This window comes from Mycobacterium sp. NGS11 (assembly GCF_059813315.1).
On sequence record NZ_JCALEJ010000012.1, the window covers coordinates 96,463 to 120,345 of the forward strand.

Here is a 23,883-nt window from a genome sequence, read left to right on the forward strand (position 1 = left end):
ACGGATCGACCGAGTGTTGTCTCAGGGCCCAATAGTGTGTCTGGCAATCATTTGCTGTTGTGCACCCGGTTTTCGTCCACTACAGACGAGAACCCCTCACGGCTCGCACCCCACCAATTGGAGTGCTTTTCGTGGTGCTCCTTAGAAAGGAGGTGATCCAGCCGCACCTTCCGGTACGGCTACCTTGTTACGACTTCGTCCCAATCGCCGATCCCACCTTCGACAGCTCCCTCCCAAGGGTTAGGCCACTGGCTTCGGGTGTTACCGACTTTCATGACGTGACGGGCGGTGTGTACAAGGCCCGGGAACGTATTCACCGCAGCGTTGCTGATCTGCGATTACTAGCGACTCCGACTTCATGGGGTCGAGTTGCAGACCCCAATCCGAACTGAGACCGGCTTTAAAAGGATTCGCTTAACCTTACGGCATCGCAGCCCTTTGTACCGGCCATTGTAGCATGTGTGAAGCCCTGGACATAAGGGGCATGATGACTTGACGTCATCCCCACCTTCCTCCGAGTTGACCCCGGCAGTCTCTCACGAGTCCCCGGCATTACCCGCTGGCAACATGAGACAAGGGTTGCGCTCGTTGCGGGACTTAACCCAACATCTCACGACACGAGCTGACGACAGCCATGCACCACCTGCACACAGGCCACAAGGGAACGCCTATCTCTAGACGCGTCCTGTGCATGTCAAACCCAGGTAAGGTTCTTCGCGTTGCATCGAATTAATCCACATGCTCCGCCGCTTGTGCGGGCCCCCGTCAATTCCTTTGAGTTTTAGCCTTGCGGCCGTACTCCCCAGGCGGGGTACTTAATGCGTTAGCTACGGCACGGATCCCAAGGAAGGAAACCCACACCTAGTACCCACCGTTTACGGCGTGGACTACCAGGGTATCTAATCCTGTTCGCTCCCCACGCTTTCGCTCCTCAGCGTCAGTTACTGCCCAGAGACCCGCCTTCGCCACCGGTGTTCCTCCTGATATCTGCGCATTCCACCGCTACACCAGGAATTCCAGTCTCCCCTGCAGTACTCTAGTCTGCCCGTATCGCCCGCACGCTCACAGTTAAGCCGTGAGATTTCACGAACAACGCGACAAACCACCTACGAGCTCTTTACGCCCAGTAATTCCGGACAACGCTCGCACCCTACGTATTACCGCGGCTGCTGGCACGTAGTTGGCCGGTGCTTCTTCTCCACCTACCGTCAATCCGAGAAAACCCGAACCTTCGTCGATGGTGAAAGAGGTTTACAACCCGAAGGCCGTCATCCCCCACGCGGCGTCGCTGCATCAGGCTTGCGCCCATTGTGCAATATTCCCCACTGCTGCCTCCCGTAGGAGTCTGGGCCGTATCTCAGTCCCAGTGTGGCCGGACACCCTCTCAGGCCGGCTACCCGTCGTCGCCTTGGTAGGCCATCACCCCACCAACAAGCTGATAGGCCGCGGGCCCATCCCACACCGCAAAAGCTTTCCACCAAAAGACATGCGTCTAAAGGTCCTATCCGGTATTAGACCCAGTTTCCCAGGCTTATCCCGAAGTGCAGGGCAGATTGCCCACGTGTTACTCACCCGTTCGCCACTCGAGTACCTCCGAAGAGGCCTTTCCGTTCGACTTGCATGTGTTAAGCACGCCGCCAGCGTTCGTCCTGAGCCAGGATCAAACTCTCCAAACAAAAACTCCTCGTAGAAACGAGGTGAATTTACAATCAGAGAAAATCTGACCTAACAAAAAGACACCAATTAACTGGCATCAAAATAACGACCACACCCACACACGGGGGGTGTTAGGTATGGTCAAAAAACAACAACAAATAATAAACACCAAACACACTATTGAGTTCTCAAACAACACTTGTTTCGCCCGTTTTGGGGCAACCCTGCCAGCTTAATACAGGTCCGGCAGGTTAGTCAACTCCCAGTTTTGATCTTCGAGAGACCGTGTCGGGAGCAGCCGTGCCAGGCTAGTACCAATCCAGCGAGGGAGTCAAGGCCCCGCTTCCGTTCACCTTCGCGTTGGTGACCGCGCTTGTGGGGCACTGACTTTGGTTACTGTACCCGCTCGATCTCCGCTCCCAAAATCGCCAGGTTTTCCACGAACAGCGGGTAACCGCGATCGATGTGGAAGACGTCGTGGACCTCGGTGTCTCCGTCGGCGACAAGCCCAGCCAACACCAGGCCGGCGCCCGCCCGAATGTCCGAACACCACACCGGTGCACTCGACAATTGCGGCAAGCCCCGAACGACGGCGTGATGCCCGTCGGTTCGGGCGTCGGCACCGAGGCGGATCATTTCTTCGACGAAACGAAAGCGCGCCTCGAATACGTTCTCGGTGATCATCGACGTGCCGTCCGCGATCGAGGCCAGGGCGATAGCCATCGGCTGCAGGTCGGTGGGAAATCCGGGGAACGGCAGGGTCGCCACGTTGACGGCCTTCGGGCGCTCGTACTGCGCCACCCGGAAACTGTCATCGGTCTGCGTGACGGTGGCGCCCGCGTCGTGCAGCTTGTGCAGCACCACCTGCAGGTGCGCCGGGTCAATACCGGTCACCGTGATGTCCCCGCGGGTTATCGCGGCGGCGATTCCCCAGGTGGCGGCGACGATGCGATCGCCGATCACGCGATGTTCGGTCGGGTGCAGCTTCGGAACGCCGGTGATGGTCATCGTCGGCGAACCGGCGCCCTCGATCTGCGCGCCCATCTGGTTCAGCATCGTGCAGAGATCCACGACGTCCGGCTCGCGGGCCGCGTTGTGGATCGTGGTGACCCCCTCGGCCACGACCGCGGCCATCAGGATGTTCTCGGTGGCACCCACCGAGGGGAACTCCAGCTGAATCTCCGCGCCGCGCAACGTATCGGCTTGTGCCACTACGCATCCGTGCTCGATGTTGCATTGCGCACCGAGTTGTCGCAGGCCGGCCTGATGCATGTCCAGCGGACGTGACCCGATCGCATCGCCGCCCGGCAGCGCGACGCGGGCGCGCTTGCACCGGCCGACCAGCGGTCCCAGCACGCACACCGACGCCCGGAACTGTCGTACCGCGGCGAAGTCGGCGTCGTATTTCGGTTCGTCCGGAGAGGTGATGCGGGCGACGTCGCCGTCCAGTTCGACGGTTGCGCCCAGGCCGCGCAGCACCTCGGCCATCAGCGGCACATCCAGGATGTCCGGACAGTTGGTGATCGTGCTGGTGCCTTCGGCCAACAGCGTCGCGGCCATCAGCTTGAGAACGCTGTTTTTGGCGCCCCCTACTGCGACTTCGCCTGACAACCGGTTGCCACCGGTCACCACGAATCGCTCAGCCACCCGCGTCAGTCTAGTGAAGCGGTATCGGCTTGTCAGTCGGCCGAGCCACACCCGAGTACGGTTTGCTCATGGCTGTACACCTGACTCGCATCTACACCCGAACCGGCGACGACGGCACGACGGGATTGAGCGACTTCTCGCGGGTTTCCAAGAACGATCCTCGGCTGGTGGCCTACGCCGATTGCGACGAAGCCAACTCCGCGATCGGGGTGGCGGTCGCCGTCGGTCAGCCCGACGAGAAGCTCGCGGGCGTGCTGCGGCAGATCCAGAACGACTTGTTCGACGCCGGCGCGGATCTGTCGACTCCTGTTGTCGAGAACCCCGAGTATCCGCCGCTGCGCGTCACCGAGCCCTACATTGACCGGCTCGAGAAATGGTGTGACGCGTACAACGCGCCTTTGCCCAAGCTGAATTCGTTTGTGCTGCCGGGTGGTTCGCCGTTGTCGGCGCTGCTGCACGTCGCCCGGACCGTGGTCCGTCGAGCCGAACGCTCGGCGTGGGCGGCGGTCGATGCCGCCCCCGGCCAGGTCAACGTGCTGCCCGCGAAATACTTGAACCGCCTGTCGGATCTGCTTTTCATCCTGTCGCGGGTGGCCAACCCCGATGGCGACGTGCTGTGGAAGCCGGGCGGCGAGAACGCCACCACGAGTTAGCCGAGCGCTCTTCGACCGGCGACTCACGCGGTCTACAGGCTGCGCCGGCGGGACCGCGGCGACGGCCGCGACTCCAGCCAGGACAGGAACGCGGTCAACGCGCCTTTGTCCAAAGCGATCTCGTAGCCGGACCTGCGGTCCTGGGTCGTATCGCGCAGCTCGATGACGACGATCTCGTCGCTCATGATGTCGAACTCGTCGCCGCGCGGTGCCCGCCTGGAAACGATCTCGACGCCTCGGCGGCTCAGCCGCCGATCGGGCCACAATCGCAGGCTGGAGAGACGGTAGAACGCGGCTTCGCCGCCGCGGTAACGGATTACGCCGTGGCGCCAGCCATGGCCTCCGACCGCGGGAATGTCTCGCATGATCCCCGCCGTGCCGCCCTGGCGCAGCTTCCACAGCCGATAACTCAGCGCAATGACGGCGGCGGCCAGCACGACGACGAGCACGACCATGCCGATCATGGGCGCGCTCATCGGCGGTTAGTCGATCGCGCCGACGGCACGCAATCTCGCGCGCCCCTTGGCGGCGATACGCGGGTCGTCAGACTCAGCAGCCTCTCTGGCGGCGCTCTCGTCGATCTCCGATTCGAACTCGGCGGATTCGGCGAGGATCGTCACCGATTCCTCGGTGACAGAGAGAAATCCGCCATCCACCGCGATCCGCAGATCGTCTTCGCCCTCTCTTTCGACGCGCACCATTGCGTCGTCGACCAACTGCGCCACCAGCGGGATGTGCCGCGGCAGGATGCCGATCTCACCGACGGTGGTGCGGGTGAACAGAAACGTTGCCTCACCCGACCAGATCTTTCGGTCGACGGCGACTATCTCGACGTTCAATTCCGCCATATGACAGAGCCTTTCAGAGCCTGTTCGCTCATGCCTCAGGAATCAAGTTTGGCGCCAAAGCTTTCGGCCTTCTTAGCCAGGTCATCGAGGCCACCGATCAAGAAGAACGCCTGCTCTGGGATGTGGTCGAAATCGCCCTTGGTCAGCCGGTCGAATGCCTCGATGGTCTCCTTCAGAGGCACGGTCGAACCGGGCTGGCCGGTGAACTGCTCGGCCGCCATCATGTTCTGCGAGAGGAACCGCTCGATGCGCCGTGCGCGCTGCACGAGCTGCTTGTCCTCTTCCGAGAGCTCGTCGATACCAAGGATCGCGATGATGTCCTGAAGGTCCTTGTACCGCTGCAGGATCCGAATGACTTCCTGGGCCACCCGGTAGTGCTCGTCACCGACGACGCTCGGGTCCAGGATGGTCGAGCTTGACGCCAACGGGTCCACCGCGGGGAAGATGCCCTTGGAGAACACGTTTCGCGAGAGCTCGGTGGTGGCGTCCAGGTGCGCGAAGGTCGTTGCCGGCGCCGGGTCGGTGTAGTCGTCGGCGGGCACATAGACGGCCTGCATCGACGTGATCGACTTGCCTCGCGTCGAGGTGATGCGCTCCTGCAGCTCGCCCATCTCGTCGGCCAGCGTCGGCTGGTAGCCCACCGCGGACGGCATACGACCGAGCAGCGTCGACACCTCCGAACCGGCCTGGGTGAATCGGAAGATGTTGTCGATGAACAGCAGCACGTCCTGGCCGGCCTCGTCGCGGAACCACTCGGCCATGGTCAGCGCGGACAACGCCACCCGCATACGGGTGCCGGGCGGCTCGTCCATCTGACCGAACACCAGCGCGGTGTCCTTGAGCACGTCGGCTTCCTTCAGCTCGACCCACAGGTCGTTGCCCTCACGGGTGCGCTCCCCCACGCCGGCGAAAACCGAAGTACCACCGAAGTTTCGGGCGATACGGTTGATCATCTCCTGAATCAGCACCGTCTTGCCCACACCGGCACCACCGAACAGCGCGATCTTGCCACCGCGCACGTACGGGGTGAGCAGGTCGACGACCTTGAGGCCGGTCTCCAGCATCTCCGTGCGGGGCTCGAGCTCTTCGAACGCCGGCGGCTTGCGGTGAATCGACCAGTGGTCGAACTCCTCGCCGTACCCGGGCTTGTCCAGGCAGTCGCCCAGGGCGTTGAAGACGTGGCCCTTGACGCCCTCGCCGACCGGCACCGAGATCGACCTACCGGAGTCGGTGACCTCAACGCCGCGCACCAAGCCGTCGGTGGGCTGCAGCGAGATGGCTCGAACGAGGTTGTCGCCCAAGTGCTGCGCAACCTCGAGAGTCAGGGTCTTCTTCAGCTCCTCAAACGTGATCTCCGCGTTGAGCGCGTTGAACAGCTCGGGTACCGAGCCGCGCGGGAACTCGACGTCGACGACGGGGCCCGTCACCCGTACGATGCGGCCGCTGGTGTCGCCATTGGTCGAGCTCTTGTCGGTCTTCTCGGTGCTTTTGGTAGTAGCAGCCATATTTTTCTTCTTCCTCGTGTGCTACTGAGCGTCAGCCAGCGCATTTGCGCCGCCGACGATTTCGCTGATCTCTTGGGTGATCTGGGCCTGGCGCTCGCGGTTTGCCATCAACGTCAGCTCTTTGATCAGGTCGTCGGCGTTGTCGGTCGCCGACTTCATTGCTCGTTGACGCGACGCGAGCTCCGATGCCGCCGACTCGAGCAAAGCGGCATACACCCGGGTCGTCACGTACCGCGGCAGCAGCGCCTCGAAAAGCGTTGTGGCGTCTGGTTCGAACGAGTACAGGGTGTGGAGCTCGTCGGTGTCCTCGACGTATTCCATGACCAGCGGAGCGATGCGGTGGGCAACCGCGGCCTGGGACATCATCGACTTGAACTCCGAGTACACGATGTGCAGTTCGTCGACGCCCTCGTCGTCCTGTGACTCGTCATCGCCGACCCCGGCCATGAAACTGTCGACCAACGTGGACGCGATCTCCCGGGCGTTTTCCACCTGGGGCTGCTCGGAGAAACCCGTCCACGATTCGGTGATGTCCCAGTTGCGGAACTTGAAGTAGTTCTGCGCCTTTCGGCCCACCGTGTAGACGACGGGTGTCTTGCCTTCCTCTCGCAGCAGGGAGAACAGCTCCTCGGAGCGGCGGAAGATGCTCGAGTTGTACGCCCCGCACAGACCACGGTCCGAAGACACCACCAGGACGCCCGCGCGCTTCGGCTCGTCTCGCTCGACCAGGAGTGGATGGTCCAACGCGGCTTCGGAGGACAAAGTGGTGAGCATCGACGTGATCTGGAATGCGTAGGGCCGGGCCGATTCCAGCCGGGCCTGCGCCTTGCCGATGCGCGAGGTCGCGATCATCTCCTGGGCCTTGGTGATCTTTTTGATCGACCCGGCCGATCGGATCCGGCCTCGTAATTCGCGAAGTGTTGCCGCCATCGGTAGCTACTTCTTGTCCTTGCCGGAGGCCTTGGCGGATTCCTTCTTGGTGTCCTTGGACTGCTTTGTGTCCTTCGGCTTGTCCTTCTTGACCTGCACGGACTCCTTTTCCAGATCCTCTTCGTCCAAGGCCTCGACGTGCTCGTCAGGCACCACCGATCCGCCGCCCGTGGCCGCGAACCCCTTCTTGAACTTGTTGATGATCTCGGTGAGCTGGTTTTCGCCTTCCTCCGACAGCTTCCCGCTGTCGCGCACACCACTGAGGAACTTCTCCTCCGAGGCCCGCATGTGGTCGAGCAGCTCGGTCTCGAAACGCCGGACGTCCTCGACCGGCACGGAGTCCAGGTGACCGCCGGTGCCCAGGAAGATCGAAACCACCTGCTCCTCAACGGGCATGGGCTGGTACTGCGGTTGCTTCAAGAGTTCGACCAGCCGCTCGCCGCGCTCCAACTGCGCCTTGGAGGTGGCATCCAGGTCCGAGGCGAAGGCGGCGAACGATTCCAGTTCGCGGTACTGCGACAAGTCGAGTCGCAGCGAGCCGGCCACCTCCTTCATGGCCTTGATCTGCGCCGCACCACCCACGCGGGACACCGACACACCGACGTTGATGGCCGGCCGCACACCCTGGTTGAACAGGTCGGACTCCAGGAAGCACTGCCCGTCGGTGATCGAGATGACGTTGGTGGGAATGTAGGCCGAAATGTCGTTCGCCTTGGTCTCGATAACCGGCAGACCGGTCAGCGAACCGCCGCCGAGATCGTCGGACAGCTTGGCGCAACGCTCCAACAGACGCGAGTGCAGGTAGAACACGTCGCCGGGGTAGGCCTCGCGACCCGGCGGGCGGCGGAGCAGCAGGGAGATGGCACGGTAGGCCTCGGCCTGCTTGCTCAGGTCGTCGAAGACGATCAGCACGTGCTTGCCTTCGTACATCCAATGCTGCGCGATCGCCGAACCGGTATACGGCGCAAGCCATTTGAAACCGGCGGAGTCGGACGCCGGCGCCGCCACAATGGTGGTGTAGTCCATCGCGCCGCCCTCGTCGAGCGCACGTCGCACCGAGGCGATCGTGGTGCCCTTTTGGCCGATGGCCACGTACACGCAGCGCACCTGCTTGCGTTCGTCGCCGCTCTCCCAGTTCTCCCGCTGGTTGAGGATGGTGTCCACGCAGACGGCGGTCTTGCCCGTCTTGCGGTCGCCGATGATCAGCTGGCGCTGGCCGCGCCCGATCGGGGTCATCGCGTCGATGGCCTTGATCCCGGTCTGCAGCGGCTCGCTCACGCTCTGCCGTTGCACCACCGACGGCGCCTGGATCTCCAGCGCGCGGCGAATGTCGGTATCGATGTCGCCCTGGCCGTCGATCGGCTGGCCGAGCGGATTGACCACGCGCCCGAGGAACGCATCGCCTACGGGCACCGACAGGACTTCGCCGGTGCGCTTGACCTGTTGGCCTTCTTCGATTTTCTCGAAGTCACCCAGGATCACCGCGCCGATGTCGTGTTCATCGAGGTTCAGGGCGACACCGAGGACGCCGCCGGGGAACTCGAGCAGCTCCTGGGTCATGACGGAGGGCAAGCCCTCGACGTGCGCGATGCCGTCGCCGGCCTCGATGACCGAGCCGACCTCCTCGCGGGCGGTATCGGAGGTGAAGGAGCCTACGTACTCCTCGATGGCGCTCTGGATGTCCTCAGCGGAGATGGTCAACTCGGCCATGGCTTTTCGTCTTCCTACTTGATCTTGGTTCGCGTGTGATTGTGATTGGTCGAATGGTGGTCAGTCGGGCAATTGAGCCTGGGCCGCGGCAAGTCGAGAAGCGAGCGTCCCGTCGATCACTTCGTCGGCCACGGAGATGAGCAGCCCGCCCAATAGGTCGGCATCGATCTGGAGCTGCACCGCCACCGGGTGGTCGTAGATGCGGCCGAGCACGTCGATGAGGCGGGTGCGCTGCGCATCGCTGAGTTCGGCTGCCGCGCTGACCTGCGCCACGATTTCGCCGCGGCGCGCCACCGCAACCTTGGCCAGGAACTGAATGGCCTCATCGGCGTTCTGGCCCCTCAGCAGCTCCACAGTCTGGGCCAGCAGTGCCATCGTGATCGGATTGACCCGGCCGCTCGCGGTGTCAAAAACCTTGCGCAGGAGGCCGACTCGCCCCTCCACCGGAACGGAGTAGTCGCCCAGCAGGATCGCCAACCGCGGCTCCGCGTCGAGGGCGCGGGAGAACCGGAACAGCTGCTCTTCGACCTCGTCGACCTTGTCCTCACGTTCGGCTACTTCGAGCAGCGCCTGCCGAGACACGTGTTCGATGGCGTCGATGAGGTCGGAGTTGGCCGACCAACGCTCCGATACGGCCGAGCGCAGCACGTCGAGGGTGACGTCACCGACCTTGCCGGAGAGCAGCCGCTCGATCAACTGGACCCTGGGGGCTCCATCCTCGGCCGGAACGGTCAGATAGCGCGTGACGACGATCTCGCGGTCCAGCATCTGAGCAACTTCTACCAGTTCACTGGAGACGGCCGAAAGCCCCTTGTTGTCAAGGTCTTTGGCTAGGGCGCTGAACTTGTCCGACAAGTTGCCCAGTGCGACGCGACTCGACGAACGCATCTTGGTCATCAGCGGATACTGGACGTCGGCCGCAACGGGCGCCATCTCATCGAGTTCGTCGAGGAACCGGTCGACGGTGGCCGACTGCTGCTCGGAGTCGGCGACGTAATTGCGCACCAACTCGCCCGCCTGGCGCACCGCTTCATGGCCGAGTTCCAACCGGAGCTGCCGGCTCAACTGGGTGCGCAAGAGATCGACCTGACGGCTGCCCTGTGCGGTGATGCGTTCGGACTCGACATCCGCCTGCGCCCGCAGCTGCTCGACGATACGGCCCGCGTCCGTCTGGGCCTCCTCGACGACCCGTTCGCCCTCTGTCTTCGCGTCTTCCACGGCCTTGTTGTGCGCCGTGGTCGACTCGGTCAGCCGATCACTCGCCGTCGCAGCATCTTTCAGCTGTTGACGCACGGCCTCTTGCCGCGCGGCCATCAGCCGACGCACTGGCGGCACGACGTAGCGCACCACCAGGAACACGATGGCCGCGAAGCCCACCAACTGGCCGATGAAAGTCGACATACGTGTTTACCGTCCGGATGTCTTGGTTGCGGATGTGGTGGCGGCGGGGGCGACGTCGACGCCGAGGATGCGGCTTGCCAACGTCGCCGACATCGACGCCACGTTGGCACGCAGATCGAGTTCCACGGCGTCCCTCTCCCGCTTCAATTGCTCGGATGCCATTTGCAACGTCGACATCACCTGTTGTTCGGCACGGGCGCGCGCGTCTTCGACCACCTTACGACCTTCGGCGCGGGCATTGTCGCGCAACGACGACGCCTGAACCCGCGCCTCGCTCAGCGCTTCTTCGTAATCGGCCTTTGCCGCTTCGAATTGCTCGGTCGCCTTCTTGTTGTCGGCGGCGGTCTTGGCGACCATGGCCTCGCGCTCGTGCAGCACCCTCATCACCGGCGGCACGACGAATGTGCCGATGACGGCCAGCACGATCAGGAAGATGGCCAGCACGAAGAAGAAGGTGCCGTTGGGGACGAGGAAGTTGTTGCCGCCCTCGGCCACCACCTGGCTGGATACCAGAATGCTCAGACTCGCGTCACGCATTGCGGCGAATTACTTGACCGGGGTAGCGAAGACGAACAACGCCATGAACGCCAGGTTGATGAAGTAGGCCGCCTCGACCAGACCGACCGTGATGAAGAACGGCGTGAACAGCCGGCCCTGCGCCTCGGGTTGGCGGGCGATGCCCGAAACCAGCGCGTTACCGGCAATGCCGTCACCGATGCCGGCGCCGATCGCGCCGCCACCCATGATCAGGCCACCGCCGATGAGAGCGGCGGCAGCGATTTGGGGGTCCATGCCTGCCATTCGTTTCCTCCTTGATAACTGGTAGGGGTCTACCAGGCCCTTGTAATGGTGCGTGGGACAAAACACTTCATCTGCGACTCAATCATGGTGATCCTCGATCTCCATGGCTTGGCTGAAGTACAAGATGGTCAGGATCGAGAAGATGAACGCCTGGATCGCGCCGACGAAAAGGTCGAAGGCCTTCCAGATCGCGTTGGGTGCCCACATGATGTACGGCGGGAAAAGCGCGATCAGCGCGACCAGGATGCCGCCGGCGAAGATGTTGCCGAAGAGTCGCAGTGACAGCGAGATGGGCTTGGCGAGCTCTTCAACGAGGTTGATCGGCGCCAGGAACGCCACGTGGCCCTTGACCACGGCGAGCGGGTGCCCGATTATGCCGCGGCGCCAGATGCCGGCCACGTGATAGCAGACGAACACGAAGAGGGCCAGCGCCAGAACGTAATTGATGTCCGCCGCCGCCGACTTCAGCAGCTCGGAGGCGTGCCCGGATTTGTCTTTGTACTGCAGCGGCAGCACCGACAGCCAGTTGGAGATCAGAATGAACACGAAGATCGTGACCGCCAACGGCAGCACGAACGGGGCGATCCGCATGCCGATAGCGCTCTCGATCTGCCCGCGCATTTGTTCGGTGATCGCCTCCCAGAACAACTGAACGCCACTGGGCACGCCCTTGGAAGTGATCTTCGCGCGCAGGAAGAAAGCCAGCCCGAGCACGATCACCGCGGCGATCGCGGTCGACAGGATCGTGTCGGTGTTGACGGTCAGGCCAAGCCAGGTGGCTTTGTTGTGCTCGCCAACCTCGATTGCCGACTCGGCCAGGAACGTCGTCCCAGTCATCGTTGCTGTTCCTTACCTTCCGTTCCGTCGGACCCCGCGATCACGCCGCCTGCGGCACCGTCCGAAGGCTCCGCCCAGTCGCCGGCGCGCAGCTTCTTCCACACCGGAAGCGCTGTCGAGAACACCAGCAGGACTTGGAAAAGCGCCAATCCGAACACGACGCCCAGGCCGGCGGGCCGAAAGACGTAGGCGATGATCAGCCCGACGATCGTGATGATCGCCAGCCGTGACGCGGAGTTGACCGCCATCGACCTTTTCAGCGGGTGATCCTTGGCGGTGATCGATTCAACCGAGCGACGCACCAGCACCGCATTGAGCAAACCCAGGAGAAGTCCGACACCGAAGAAGACTCCAACCATCAGGTGACCGGACAGTCCGGCGGCGAGCACCGCCACCGCGGTGATGGCAACGCTCATCGCGAAGAGCCGAACCGGACGGAAAGCAACAGAGGGAAACACCAACGGCGCGTCCTGCGCTGGTGTCGTCACTGCAGCACCTCAATCCCAGGTTGGTAAAACGGGAACCCCCCCGACCGACTGATCGGTGGTCCGCCGAGCGTATCGCACGTCACAGTTGAATCACCCAAGGGGTATATCCCGAGGCCGGTCTTGATCCAGCCCGGTCGGATCAGCCTCCGATGGACCGGTAGCCTGCGCGGCTTTTTGGGGTTCTACCAGCACCGTACCACACCGGCGACCCCCACTACTACTCGTCGTCGTAGTACTCGTCGCGGCCACGCAGAAGCGGTATCGCGGTCGCGATTCCGGCCACCACGATGGCGCCCAGCATTACCGCCGCGGTATCGCGTGGGCGGAAAAAGATCGTGCTGGCCGCACCGAACGCGACAATCCCGACCCACAGATAGATCAGCAACACCACGCGGCGGTGCGAATGGCCGATCTGCAGCAACCGGTGATGCAAGTGCATCTTGTCCGGGCTGAACGCGCTGCGGCCCGCGCGGGTGCGGCGCACGATCGCCAACAGCAAATCGAGCATCGGTACAAAGATGACGGCGGCCACCAGCAGGAAAGGGGAGAGCAGCACGAACACGTCACGGGCACCGTAGGCGTTCTGGGAGACCGGGCCCGCGGCCGTCGTCGACGCGGCCGAGAGCATCAGACCGATCAGCATGGACCCGGAGTCGCCCATGAAGATCTTGGCGCGATGAAAGTTGTGCGGCAGAAAGCCCAGACAGGCGCCTGCGAGCACCACCGAAATCACCGCGGGCGGGTAGAACAGGACGTCACCGCCGTGGTCGCGCAGCAGGCCGACCGAGAACATGCAGATCGCCAACGCGGTGATCAGCCCCAGGCCTGCGGCCAGACCGTCGAGCCCGTCGACGAAGTTCATCGCGTTGACGACCGACACGGTCAGCGCAAGGGTCAGCAGGATCGACGATGCCTGGTCGAGCACGATGGTGCCGACGCCACCGATGGGGATGTACAGGACGCTCCACGCCACGCCCATGGTGACCAGCACGCTGGCCGCCGTGATCTGACCGGCGAACTTGGTCAAAGCATCGAGACCCCAACGGTCGTCGATGAGGCCGATGCCCATGATGACCGCACCGGCCACCAGGACCGCGGGCATGCCGGTGGAGTAGACGAACCCGCGGGTGAGCGCCGGAAGTTGGGACGCCAGAAAGACGGCAGTGATGACGCCGAGAAACATCGCCAGCCCGCCCATCCGGGGGGTCGGCGTGACGTGGACGTCGCGTTCCCGCGGATAGGCGACCGCGCCCAGCCGGGTGGCCAGCACCCGCACCGGCCCGGTCGCGAAGTACGTGATGATCGCCGCGGTCAACCCGACCAGCGCCAGCTCACGAAGCGGAACGCCGGCACCGCGGTCTCCCAGCGCGAGCAACCCACCGGCAAGGTTGGTCACGTCGCTGGACATCACCGAGACCGTACTGGACAAAGCTGGCACCTCGACACCCGCTCCAGTCAGGCCGGGGCGGTCAAGCTCTCCGGATCGACCGCGAGTACTTCCGCGATCCGTTCCGCGCTCACCGGACCCGGCCGCAGAATTCGCGGCGAGGCACCGGTCAGATCGACGATCGTGGAGGCCGCCCCTTGATCGGACGGGCCCGCCTCCAGGTAGACGTCCACCAGATCGCCGAGTTGGCTGCGCGCCTCGTCGGCGTTCACGGCGGCACGGCGGCCGGAGACATTGGCGCTCGAGACCGCCAGCGGCCCGACTTCGCGCAGCAGTTCAATGGCGACGGGGTGCAGGGGCATCCGCAACATCACCGTGCCGCGGGCATCGCCGAGATCCCACTGCAGTGACGGCGCCTGGCTCACCACGAGGCTCAACGCGCCCGGCCAGAAGGCGCGGATCAGGTCGCGGGCCCCGTCCGGCATGGTGTAGACGAGTCCCTCGATGGTATGCCAGGAGCCGACCAGCACACCCACCGGCATGTCGCGCCCCCGGCCTTTTGCCGACAGGAGGGCGGCGACCGCGGCGCTGTTGAACGCATCGGCACCGATGCCGTACACGGTGTCGGTCGGCATGACGACCAGGCGGCCGCCCCTGAGCGCCCCCGCGGCCGCGGCGATTCCGAGGGAGCGCTGACCGGGATCCGCACAGTCGAAGACGTCAGTCATTGGCGCCGTTCTCCCCCGGTGTCGCTGCCCTGCGGGCCGTGACGAATCGCGGCCGGCCGGTCAGATCGCGCCGCGCCCGGACGTCTTCGAAAGACCCTGTGCGATCGAACAATTCCACCGTCTGCGCCGACGTCGTGTCGTCGTGCTCGACGGCGATCAGTCCGCCCGGGCGCAGCCAGCGACCGGCGAGGCGGACGAGCGGGGCGGTCACCGCCAATCCGTCCGGACCGCCGAAGACGGCCTGGCGCGGATCGTGTTGGGTGACTTCGGGATCCAACACGGCATCATCGGGAACATAGGGCGGGTTGGCCACCACCATGTCGACTCGAGCATTCAGTTCGGCGAGCAGTCCCGGCTCGGTGACGTCGGCGCGCAGCAGTTCGATCGCGGTGCGCTGCGTATTGCGACGCGCGTAGTCGAGCGCGGCGTCGGAGTTATCGATGGCGATGATTCGCGCGTCAGGCAGGTGGTGAGCGAGCGCCACGGCCAAAGCACCGGAACCGGTGCACAAGTCGACGATGACGGGCCGCGGCGCGAGTTGTTGCGAGGTGGCCCATTCCAGCAGGGCCTCGGTCTCGGGACGGGGTATGAAAACCCCGGGACCCACGTCCAGCATGACGGGGCCGAATGCCGCGGTCCCCAGCAGATGTTGCAACGGCACCCGTCGCGAACGCACGGCCACGACTTCGCGGTAGCGCCCTAGGAAGTCGTCGTCGGGGGCCCGAAGCAGGCCCAGGCGTCCGCGATCGGTTCCCGCCAGGTGTGCGGCCAGCTCCTCGGCATCCCAACGCGCAGAATCGATTCCCGCTTCGGCGAGGGTGGCCGCAGCATCGTCGATCGCGCGCCGCAGGGCGTTCATGCCTGTTGCAGCCGGGACTGCTTGTCGGCGGCGGCCAGAGCGTCGAACAAGGCGTCGAGGTCGCCGTCGAGAACCTGATCCAGGTTGTGCGACTTGAAATTGATGCGGTGATCGGCAATCCGGTTCTCGGGGAAGTTGTAGGTGCGGATGCGCTCGCTGCGGTCCACCGTGCGGATCTGGCTGGCCCGGTCCGCCGAGGCATCGGCCAGCGCCTGCTCTTCGGCCAGGGCCTGCAGGCGGGCGGCCAGGACCTGCAGGGCGCGCGCCTTGTTCTGCAGTTGCGAGCGCTCGTTCTGGCAGGTGACGACGATGCCGGTGGGCAGGTGCGTGATGCGCACCGCGGAGTCGGTGGTGTTGACGCCCTGGCCGCCCTTGCCCGACGACCGGTAGACGTCGATGCGCAGGTCCGACTCGTCGATCTGCACCTCCCCGACTTCCTCGGGTTCGGGATACACCAGCACGCCGGCCGCCGAAGTATGAACGCGGCCTTGGGATTCCGTCACCGGGACACGCTGCACCCGGTGAACTCCGCCCTCGAACTTCATCCGCGACCAGACCCCGTCGGCGCTGTCGCCCTTGCTGGCGATGGCCAGCGTCGCGTCCTTGTAACCGCCGAGGTCCGAAGTGGTTTCGTCGAGCACGGTGACGGTCCAGCCGTGCCGTTCCGCGTAGCGGATGTACATCCGCGCCAGGTCGGCGGCGAACAAGGCCGATTCTTCGCCGCCCTCACCGGATTTCACTTCGAGCACGATGTCGTCGGGGTCGTGCGGGTCGCGCGGTGCCAGCATGTCGGTGAGCTGGGTGTCCAACTCGGACACCTGGGTCTCCAGGTCGGTCACCTCGGTCGCGAATGACGGGTCGTCGGCGGCCAACTCGCGCGCCGTTTCCAAGTCGTCGCGCGCGGCCACCAGCTTGCGGTAGGTGCCCACAATCGGGGCCAGCCTCGCGAACCGCCGCCCGGCCCGGCGGGCCTCGTCGGGATTGCTGTGCAATTCGGGGTCCGCCAGCCGGCGCTCGAGGTCGGCATGCTCGGCCAGCAGCACGTCGATGGTCTGTACCGGCTTGGTCACTGCCGCACCTCCTGCCCCGCTTCGCCTGTCATCACCGCAAACGCAAACCGACGCCCGGCCCGTGCGACGGTGCGCACAGTTCGGGCGTCGGTATCCGAGCTATTTGTCGGCCGCAGCGCCGGCGTTGCGCTTGCCGTACCGCTTCTCGAAGCGGGCCACGCGGCCACCGCTGTCGAGGATCTTCTGCTTGCCGGTGTAGAAGGGGTGGCACTGCGAGCACACCTCGACGACGATGCGCCCGCCGTCCTTGGTGCTGCGCGTCTGGAAGGTGTTGCCACACCCGCAGAGCACCGTGGTCTCCGCGTAGGCGGGGTGAATGTCAGCTTTCATGATGTCCTCTTCGGTCTTGTCGAGCGTGATTATGCCAGGTCAACCACTGTCCTCCCAAAACACGGGGGCGCCCCTGGGCATTCCCGCCGCGTGGGCGGCCTGCGCGAGACATAAACCACGGCGATCTCACGCGGCGTGTCGTGTGCGTGGTTTAAGTGTCGCGGCGGCCGGCGGACCGGGCTAGTCGTTGTCCATCGCGCCGGGCGTCGTCTTGGACACTTGGACCAGGAACTCGTAGTTGTTCTTGGTCTTGCGCAGCTGCGACATCAGCAGGTCGATGGCCTGATGCGAGTCCAGGCCCGACAGCACGCGGCGCAGCTTGTGCACGATGCCGAACTCATCCGGCGACAGCAGCAACTCGTCCTTACGCGTACCCGACGGGTTGACGTCGACAGCCGGGAAGACCCGCCGCTCGGAGATCTTGCGGTCGAGCTTGAGCTCGGCGTTACCGGTGCCCTTGAACTCCTCGAAGATGACCGTGTCACCGGTGGACCCCGTCTCGACCATCGCGGTGGCGATAATCGTCAGCGACCCGCCTTCCTCGATGTTGCGGGCGGCGCCCAAGAACCGCTTCGGCGGGTACAGCGCGGTCGAGTCGACACCACCGGACAGGATCCGCCCCGACGCGGGCGACGCGTTGTTGTAGGCGCGCCCGAGGCGGGTGATCGAGTCCAGCAGCACGACGACGTCCTTGCCCTGCTCGACCAGCCGCTTGGCCCGCTCGATCGCCAGCTCGGCGACCGAGGTGTGGTCCGACGGCGGCCGGTCGAAGGTCGAGGCGATGACCTCGCCCTTGACCGAGCGGGTCATGTCGGTGACCTCCTCGGGGCGCTCATCGACGAGCACGACCATCAGGTGGCATTCGGGATTGTTCCGGGTGATCGCGTTGGCGATGTCCTGCAGGATCGTCGTCTTACCGGCCTTGGGCGGCGACACGATCAGCGCGCGCTGGCCCTTGCCGATCGGCATGATCAGGTCGATGACGCGGGTGGTCAGCCGGTCGCTGGTGGTTTCCAGACGAAGCCGCTGGTTGGGGTACAACGGCGTCAGCTTGGAGAAATCGGGCCGCTTCTTGGCGTCCTCGACCGAGCCGCCGTTGACGCTGTCCAGGCGCACCAACGGGTTGAACTTCTGCCGCTGATTGGGCTGTTCGCCGTCCTTCGGCACGCGGACGGCGCCGGTAACGGCGTCACCACGACGAAGGCCGTTCTTGCGCACCATGTTCATCGACACGTAGACGTCGTGCGGGCCGGCCAGGTAGCCGGAGGTGCGGACGAAAGCGTAATTGTCGAGGACGTCAAGAATGCCGGCTACCGGCTGAACGACGTCGTCTTCGCGCAGCTCGGTGTCGCCACCCTCACCGGATCGCTCGCCCCGGCGGCGCCGGTCACGGAAGCGGCGGCCCCGCCGGCCCTGACGGCCCTCGCCGTCGTCGTCCTGCTGGTTCGCGCCGCCGCGGCCCTGCTGGCCACCGGAGCTTTGGTCCTGGTCGCTGCCGCCGTCTTGGCCGCGGTCGTCATTCTGGTTGTCTTGCTTGGCTTTCTCGCGGCGGTCCGCCTCACTAGGAGCGGCGCCCTCGCGGCTGCCTGAGCTCTCGCGGTCGGCCTCGTCGTTGCCGCGGGCCGAGGATCCCGCTTCGCGGGAAGCGCCGCGTCGTTCGCGGCGGGGCGCCTCGGTCGTCGCACCGTTCTGGCCGCGCTCGGCCGCCGGCGCTTCGGCGCCGCTGTTGTCGTTCTTGTCGGACTCTTGGTTGCCCGACTTGCCGCTGTCCTCAGTGGACTTCGTGCCGTTGGCGGGGGCGCCGTTGGCCTGGCCCCGGACTTCCTTGATCGCGGCGATCAGTTCGTTCTTACGCATACCCGACGTCCCTTTGACGCCAACTTGATTGGCCAGCGCGCGCAGCTCGGGCAGCACCATCGTGGACAGTGCACCGCCCGAGACATTGGGTTTCGCGTCTGGAGTGTCTGCCCTCACGGCATTCGGTAGTTGATTGGCGTCAGTGTTTTCGCCAGCCGTGAACAGGTCCGTATCAGTCACGGATTTCCTTTCTTCCCCCGCTGATCAGGTCATACGGGGGGTTCGTTGCATTCAGGCAAATTGCCGAGTGCGCCCAATCATCGACATTGCAACGGTGATCGCCTGGATCGGCGGAGTAAGCGGCGAACCTCGTCCACAAGAAGAATTGGTGTTGTCCTAGCGGCAAGGCAGTATGGATGCAGATGCAGATGCTGCGATTGCTGGACGGCTCCGAGGATAGCCCCCATCCCTGCTGGAAGCAAGCAAACCCTCCGGCCACGCCATGGATCAACCGACGACGGTGACTCCCGGGCTCCAGCGCGCTGGTTCGCCAGCGGTCATCTCGGTGATGGTAAAGCCGATCGTGGCTCCATAGTCCATGACTTCCGCGGGCAACTCCGGCGCTGTGGTCAGCGCAATCAGCGAAGGACCCGCCCCGGAAAGCGTCGTCGCGATGTTATGACGCCGCAGCAGTCGCAAATATTCCGCCGAGGCCGGCATGGCCGGTGCGCGCTCCGACTGGTGCAACACGTCTTCGGTGGCCGCCATGAGCAGATCCGGGCGTTCGGTGAGTGCTACCACCAGCAACGCGGCGCGGCTCACGTTGAACCGCGCGTCCTCGTGGCTGATCTGCTCGCGCAGCAGGATGCGGGTGTCCGCGGTGAGTGAGCGCTCCTCGGGAATCGCGCAGTACAGGTGGATATCGGGGTGCAGCCGCAGCGGCACCGCCGCGTACTGCGGGTGGGTACCGCTGCGGTCAGCCCACGCGACGACCGCACCGCCCAAAACGGCGGCCGCCGCGTTGTCGGGATGACCCTCGAACTCCGAGGACAGCTGGATCAGTTGAGTGTCGCTAAGCGGCGTCCAATCCGTTTGTGCGACAAGGCCGTTCGCGCCCGCCAGGCCACCGACCACCGCCGCCGCGGAGGAGCCGAGGCCACGCGAATGGGGAATGGCGTTGCGGCAACGCACTATCAGGCCCGGTGCGCGGACCCCCATGGCGCGCAGCCCGCAGTCCAGGGCACGAACCACCAAGTGTTCGGGCCCCACCGGCAACTGACCTGCGCCCTCACCCTCGACCAGCACAACGAGTCCGGATTCCGTTGTCTCGACGATGATTTCGTCGTAGAGGCTCAACGCCAGACCGAGGGTGTCGAAGCCGGGGCCAAGGTTGGCGCTGGACGCCGAGACCACAGCGCTGGCCACCAACCCGACAGGGAGTGTCGGGGTCGCGATCGCCACTAGGCCAGCCCCAGCTTCTCGACCACGAGTACCGGGTCCACCGGCACCGGGGTCACGGTTGGCATATCGCGCAGCGCGGTGTCGGGATCCTTGAGGCCGTTGCCGGTCACCGTGCACACGACGGTCGATCCGCGAGCCACCCAACCGTCGTCGACGGTCTTGAGCAGGCCGGCGATGCTGGCCGCCGAGGCGGGCTCGACGAACACCCCTTCGGACTCGGCCACCAGGTGATAGGCGGCCAGGATCTCTTCGTCGGTTGCGGCCAAGAATCGCCCGTTCGATTGCCGCTGCGCGTCAACGGCCGCCGTCCACGATGCCGGCGCGCCGATGCGGATGGCGGTGGCGATCGTCTCCGGGTTCTTGACCGGGGCGCCGCGCACCAGCGGGGCCGCGCCGGCCGCCTGGGTGCCCAGCATGCGCGGCAACTTCTCGATCAGGCCCTCGTGGTGATACTCGGTGTATCCCTTCCAGTACGCGGTGATGTTTCCGGCATTGCCGACGGGCAACGCGTGCACGTCGGGTGCGGCGCCAAGCGCGTCGACAATCTCGAACGCCGCAGTCTTCTGGCCCTCGATGCGCACCGGGTTGACGGAGTTGACCAAGGCGATCGTCGGAAAGTCGGCCGCCATCTTGCGGGCCAGCTCCAGGCAATCGTCGAAGTTGCCGTCGATCTGAATGATCTTGGCGCCGTGCATGACCGCCTGCGCCAGCTTGCCCATCGCGATCTTGCCCTGCGGTATGAGCACCGCACAGGTGATGCCGGCACGCGCCGCATATGCCGCCGCAGACGCCGAGGTGTTTCCGGTCGACGCGCACAACACAGCTTGCTGGCCACGGGCCAACGCGTCGGTGACCGCCATTGTCATGCCCCGGTCTTTGAAAGAGCCGGTGGGATTGAGGCCTTCGACCTTGAGATGCACGTTGCAGCCGGTCTTTTCCGAGAGCCGGCCCGCCGCGATCAGCGGTGTACCGCCCTCGAGCAGGGTGACCGGGGTCCAGTCGTCGCCGACCGGCAACCGGTCGCGGTAAGCCTCGATGAGACCGGGCCACGGCTGATGAACGGCGGTGCGAGGGGCGCTCATAGGGTGGTCCCTTCCAGTCGCAGCACGCTGGTCACGCTCTGCACGGCGTCCAAATCGGCCAGCGCATCCACGGTTTCAGACAGCGCGGCGTCCGTGGCGGTGTGGGTGACGACGACGATGCGGGCCCCCACCCGTCGTCCGTCTTCGTCCGCGACGCCTTCCTGACGGACCTCGGCGATGCTCACCTCGCGCTTGGCGAATTCGGCTGCCACCGAGGACAGCACGCCGGGCTTGTCGGCGACGTTCATGCTGACGTAATAGCGCGTGGAGATGAAACCCATTGGGGCGACGGGGAGTTGGGCGTATCTGGATTCCCTGGGCCCGCGACTGCCCAGCACCCGGTTACGCGCCGCCATCACCATGTCGCCTGCCACCGCGGACGCGGTCGGGGCGCCGCCGGCACCCTGGCCGTAGAACATCAACCGGCCGGAGGCCTTACCTTCGACCACCACCGCGTTGAAGGCGCCGTTCACCGTGGCCAGCGGGTGCGACAACGGGACCAGCGCCGGATAGACGCGCGCCGAAACTCGCTCTTGTCCATCGTCGGTCGTGATGCGCTCGCAGATGGACAGCAGCTTGATGGTGCAGCCCAACGCCTGGGCCGACTCGAAGTCGGCGGGGGTGACCTTGGTGATGCCTTCGCGGTAAACGTCGTCGGCGGTCACCCGGGTGTGAAAGGCGATGGACGCCAGAATCGCAGCCTTGGCGGCCGCGTCGTACCCCTCGACGTCCGCGGTGGGGTCGGCCTCGGCGTAACCCAGCGCGCTCGCCTCGGCCAGCGCGGTGTCGTAGTCGGCGCCGGTCTCGTCCATCGCGGACAAGATGTAGTTGGTGGTGCCGTTGACGATCCCGGCCACCCGTAACACCGTGTCGCCGGCCAACGACTGCGTCAGCGGACGGATCACCGGGATGGCACCGGCGACGGCCGCCTCGAAATACAGGTCGACATGCGCACTTTCGGCCGCCTGCGCCAGCTCGCCGGTGGAGGTGGCCAGCAGCGCCTTATTCGCGGTGACGACCGATTTACCGTGCTCGAGCGCGCACAGGATGGCCTTGCGGGCGGGCTCCACCGGCCCCATCAGTTCCACGACGATGTCGACGTCCTCCCGCGCGGCGAGTTCCTCGATGTCGTCGGTGAGCAACTCGACGGGGACACCGCGGCCCTCGGCGACGCGGCGCACTCCGACGCCGCGTAACACCACGGGTGCGCCGACACGAGCGGCGAGGTCGTCAGCGCTGTCCTCGATGATTCGGACAACTTCGCTGCCGACGTTGCCCAACCCGAGTACCGCTACACCGACCGGCTTTTCGTCACGGGGCACAGTTCACCTCACTTCCAGACTCAATAGATCGTCGACCGTCTCACGGCGCAGGACCAGACGCGCGCGCCCGTCGCGCACCGCGACGACCGCGGGGCGGCAGATCATGTTGTAACGACTCGACAAGGAATAACAGTATGCACCGGTGGCGGCCACCCCGATCAGGTCGCCCGGTCGCAGATCCCCGGGGACCCAGGTGTCGCGCACCACGATATCGCCGCTCTCGCAATGCTTTCCGACGATGCGAGCCAGCTCGGCCGGTGCATCGCTGAGCCGCGAGACCAGACGGGCGTCGTACTGCGCGTCATAGAGTGCGGTCCGGATGTTGTCGCTCATGCCGCCGTCGACGCTGACGTAGCGCCGGTTCGCGGTGGCGCTCACATCGACGTCCTTGACGGTGCCCACCTCGTAGAGCGTGATGGTGCCGGGCCCGGCGATGGCGCGACCCGGCTCCACCACCAGCCGCGGGGTCGGCAGCCCGACCGCCGCCGACTCGTTGCGCACGATCTCGCTCAGCTTGGCGGCCAGCTCGCCCATCGGCGGCGGATCGTCGGCGGCGAGGTAGGAAATGCCCAGTCCGCCACCCAGATCCACGGTGGAGATCTGCGTGGCCTTCTCGACACCGAATTTTTCGACAGCCTGGTGCAGCAGACCGATGACCCGGCGCGCGGCGAGTTCGAAGCCGGCGACGTCGAAGATCTGCGAGCCGATATGGCTGTGCAGACCCACCAGCCGCAGGTGCTGCGTTTCGAATACGCTGCCGACGGCGTCCAAAGCCGCACCGCTCGCCAACGACAGGCCGAACTTCTGGTCCTCGTGCGCGGTGGAGATGAACTCATGGGTGTGCGCCTCGACACCGACCGTGAGACGGACGAAGACATCCTGGACGACGCCCGCCTCCCCCGCGATGGCATCGAGCCGCTCGATCTCAACCATCGAGTCCAACACGACGTGGCCGACACCGGCTTTGACCGCTGCCGTCAGCTCGGCAATGGATTTGTTGTTGCCGTGGAAGGTGATTCGCTCAGGCGGGAAGTCAGCGTGCAGCGCGACGGCCAGTTCACCGCCGGTGCACACGTCGAGTGACAGGCCTTCTTCGTCGATCCAGCGCGCTATTTCGGTGCACAGGAACGCCTTGGCGGCATAGTGGACGTTTTCGCCGCCACCGAAGGCCGACGCGATTTCTTTACAGCGGGAACGGAAGTCGTCCTCGTCGACGACGAACAGCGGGGTACCGTACTCCTGGGCGAGGTCGGTCACCGTGACCCCCGCGATGCTGGCGATTCCGGCTTCGTCGCGAGCGACGTTGCGGGGCCACACGTTCGGCGCCAGCAGCAGCAACTCCTCGGAGGATTGCGGGCGCAGTGGGCTTTC

Annotated in this window: 21 protein-coding genes, 1 rRNA gene and 1 pseudogene; 1 reads left to right on the top strand and 22 read right to left on the bottom strand. The window is 65.0% G+C overall.

Features of this window, described 5'->3' with window-relative positions:
* Positions 1 to 145: 145 nt before the first annotated feature.
* Positions 146 to 1,676: ribosomal RNA gene (locus AC5Y4T_RS15795) — 16S ribosomal RNA — on the bottom strand.
* A gap of 373 nt (positions 1,677 to 2,049) precedes the next feature.
* A complete protein-coding gene (gene murA, locus AC5Y4T_RS15800) occupies positions 2,050 to 3,303 on the bottom strand; it encodes a UDP-N-acetylglucosamine 1-carboxyvinyltransferase (protein WP_007773898.1) in 1,254 nt (417 codons plus the stop codon).
* Between the two features lie 68 nt (positions 3,304 to 3,371).
* Between murA and AC5Y4T_RS15805 the strand changes: the two genes are divergently transcribed.
* On the top strand, positions 3,372 to 3,956 hold the full coding sequence (locus AC5Y4T_RS15805; protein ID WP_499954249.1) for a cob(I)yrinic acid a,c-diamide adenosyltransferase: 585 nt from the start codon (positions 3,372 to 3,374) through the stop codon (positions 3,954 to 3,956).
* 32 nt (positions 3,957 to 3,988) lie between these two features.
* Here AC5Y4T_RS15805 and AC5Y4T_RS15810 read toward each other — a convergent pair whose 3' ends face one another.
* The 20 genes and pseudogenes from AC5Y4T_RS15810 to lysA form a co-directional block, all read right to left on the bottom strand.
* Positions 3,989 to 4,432: a DUF2550 domain-containing protein gene (locus tag AC5Y4T_RS15810; RefSeq protein WP_499921298.1), complete on the bottom strand. Its 444-nt coding sequence runs from the start codon at positions 4,430 to 4,432 to the stop codon at positions 3,989 to 3,991.
* 6 nt (positions 4,433 to 4,438) lie between these two features.
* Positions 4,439 to 4,804 carry a F0F1 ATP synthase subunit epsilon gene (locus AC5Y4T_RS15815; protein ID WP_499921296.1) on the bottom strand — a complete coding sequence of 122 codons (366 nt, stop codon included), beginning with the start codon at positions 4,802 to 4,804 and terminating at the stop codon, positions 4,439 to 4,441.
* Positions 4,805 to 4,839: 35 nt separating this feature from the next.
* Positions 4,840 to 6,309, bottom strand: coding sequence for a F0F1 ATP synthase subunit beta (gene atpD / locus AC5Y4T_RS15820; protein WP_499921295.1), 1,470 nt, complete (start codon positions 6,307 to 6,309; stop codon positions 4,840 to 4,842).
* 21 nt (positions 6,310 to 6,330) lie between these two features.
* Positions 6,331 to 7,239: a F0F1 ATP synthase subunit gamma gene (locus tag AC5Y4T_RS15825; protein WP_499921293.1), complete on the bottom strand. Its 909-nt coding sequence runs from the start codon at positions 7,237 to 7,239 to the stop codon at positions 6,331 to 6,333.
* A 6-nt stretch (positions 7,240 to 7,245) separates the two neighbouring features.
* The gene (atpA, locus tag AC5Y4T_RS15830; RefSeq protein ID WP_499921291.1) at positions 7,246 to 8,949 is read right to left on the bottom strand and encodes a F0F1 ATP synthase subunit alpha; all 1,704 of its coding nucleotides are present in this window, start codon (positions 8,947 to 8,949) and stop codon (positions 7,246 to 7,248) included.
* A gap of 60 nt (positions 8,950 to 9,009) precedes the next feature.
* Positions 9,010 to 10,350 carry a F0F1 ATP synthase subunit B/delta gene (locus AC5Y4T_RS15835; RefSeq protein WP_499950272.1) on the bottom strand — a complete coding sequence of 447 codons (1,341 nt, stop codon included), beginning with the start codon at positions 10,348 to 10,350 and terminating at the stop codon, positions 9,010 to 9,012.
* 6 nt (positions 10,351 to 10,356) lie between these two features.
* Positions 10,357 to 10,887 carry a F0F1 ATP synthase subunit B gene (locus AC5Y4T_RS15840; RefSeq protein WP_499954250.1) on the bottom strand — a complete coding sequence of 177 codons (531 nt, stop codon included), beginning with the start codon at positions 10,885 to 10,887 and terminating at the stop codon, positions 10,357 to 10,359.
* 9 nt (positions 10,888 to 10,896) lie between these two features.
* The gene (locus AC5Y4T_RS15845; RefSeq protein ID WP_065052998.1) at positions 10,897 to 11,142 is read right to left on the bottom strand and encodes a F0F1 ATP synthase subunit C; all 246 of its coding nucleotides are present in this window, start codon (positions 11,140 to 11,142) and stop codon (positions 10,897 to 10,899) included.
* Between the two features lie 87 nt (positions 11,143 to 11,229).
* On the bottom strand, positions 11,230 to 11,988 hold the full coding sequence (atpB, locus tag AC5Y4T_RS15850; RefSeq protein ID WP_067137958.1) for a F0F1 ATP synthase subunit A: 759 nt from the start codon (positions 11,986 to 11,988) through the stop codon (positions 11,230 to 11,232).
* Positions 11,985 to 12,476, bottom strand: coding sequence for an ATP synthase subunit I (locus AC5Y4T_RS15855; protein ID WP_499954252.1), 492 nt, complete (start codon positions 12,474 to 12,476; stop codon positions 11,985 to 11,987). The genes atpB and AC5Y4T_RS15855 overlap by 4 nt, the downstream gene beginning before the upstream one ends.
* 217 nt (positions 12,477 to 12,693) lie before the next feature.
* A pseudogene (locus AC5Y4T_RS15860) lies at positions 12,694 to 13,903 on the bottom strand (glycosyltransferase family 4 protein); the annotation flags it as partial.
* A gap of 28 nt (positions 13,904 to 13,931) precedes the next feature.
* Entirely contained in the window at positions 13,932 to 14,591 is a 660-nt protein-coding gene (locus tag AC5Y4T_RS15865; RefSeq protein ID WP_499954254.1) for an L-threonylcarbamoyladenylate synthase, read from the bottom strand.
* Positions 14,584 to 15,450 (bottom strand): peptide chain release factor N(5)-glutamine methyltransferase, encoded by an 867-nt coding sequence (gene prmC, locus AC5Y4T_RS15870; RefSeq protein WP_499954256.1) that lies wholly within the window; start codon positions 15,448 to 15,450, stop codon positions 14,584 to 14,586. Before prmC ends, AC5Y4T_RS15865 begins: the two co-directional genes overlap by 8 nt.
* Positions 15,447 to 16,520, bottom strand: a complete 1,074-nt coding sequence (gene prfA, locus AC5Y4T_RS15875) for a peptide chain release factor 1 (RefSeq protein ID WP_499921281.1) — start codon at positions 16,518 to 16,520, stop codon at positions 15,447 to 15,449. The genes prmC and prfA overlap by 4 nt, the downstream gene beginning before the upstream one ends.
* Positions 16,521 to 16,619: 99 nt before the next feature.
* Entirely contained in the window at positions 16,620 to 16,850 is a 231-nt protein-coding gene (gene rpmE, locus AC5Y4T_RS15880) for a 50S ribosomal protein L31 (RefSeq protein WP_066873624.1), read from the bottom strand.
* Between the two features lie 180 nt (positions 16,851 to 17,030).
* Positions 17,031 to 18,887, bottom strand: coding sequence for a transcription termination factor Rho (gene rho / locus AC5Y4T_RS15885; RefSeq protein ID WP_499954257.1), 1,857 nt, complete (start codon positions 18,885 to 18,887; stop codon positions 17,031 to 17,033).
* A gap of 267 nt (positions 18,888 to 19,154) precedes the next feature.
* Positions 19,155 to 20,102: a homoserine kinase gene (gene thrB, locus AC5Y4T_RS15890; protein ID WP_499921398.1), complete on the bottom strand. Its 948-nt coding sequence runs from the start codon at positions 20,100 to 20,102 to the stop codon at positions 19,155 to 19,157.
* A gap of 5 nt (positions 20,103 to 20,107) precedes the next feature.
* Complete coding sequence (gene thrC / locus AC5Y4T_RS15895; protein WP_499954259.1) at positions 20,108 to 21,190, bottom strand: threonine synthase; 1,083 nt, start codon at positions 21,188 to 21,190, stop codon at positions 20,108 to 20,110.
* The gene (locus AC5Y4T_RS15900; RefSeq protein ID WP_499921275.1) at positions 21,187 to 22,512 is read right to left on the bottom strand and encodes a homoserine dehydrogenase; all 1,326 of its coding nucleotides are present in this window, start codon (positions 22,510 to 22,512) and stop codon (positions 21,187 to 21,189) included. The genes thrC and AC5Y4T_RS15900 overlap by 4 nt, the downstream gene beginning before the upstream one ends.
* A 3-nt stretch (positions 22,513 to 22,515) precedes the next feature.
* A complete protein-coding gene (gene lysA, locus AC5Y4T_RS15905; RefSeq protein WP_499954269.1) occupies positions 22,516 to 23,874 on the bottom strand; it encodes a diaminopimelate decarboxylase in 1,359 nt (452 codons plus the stop codon).
* Positions 23,875 to 23,883 lie beyond the last annotated feature (9 nt).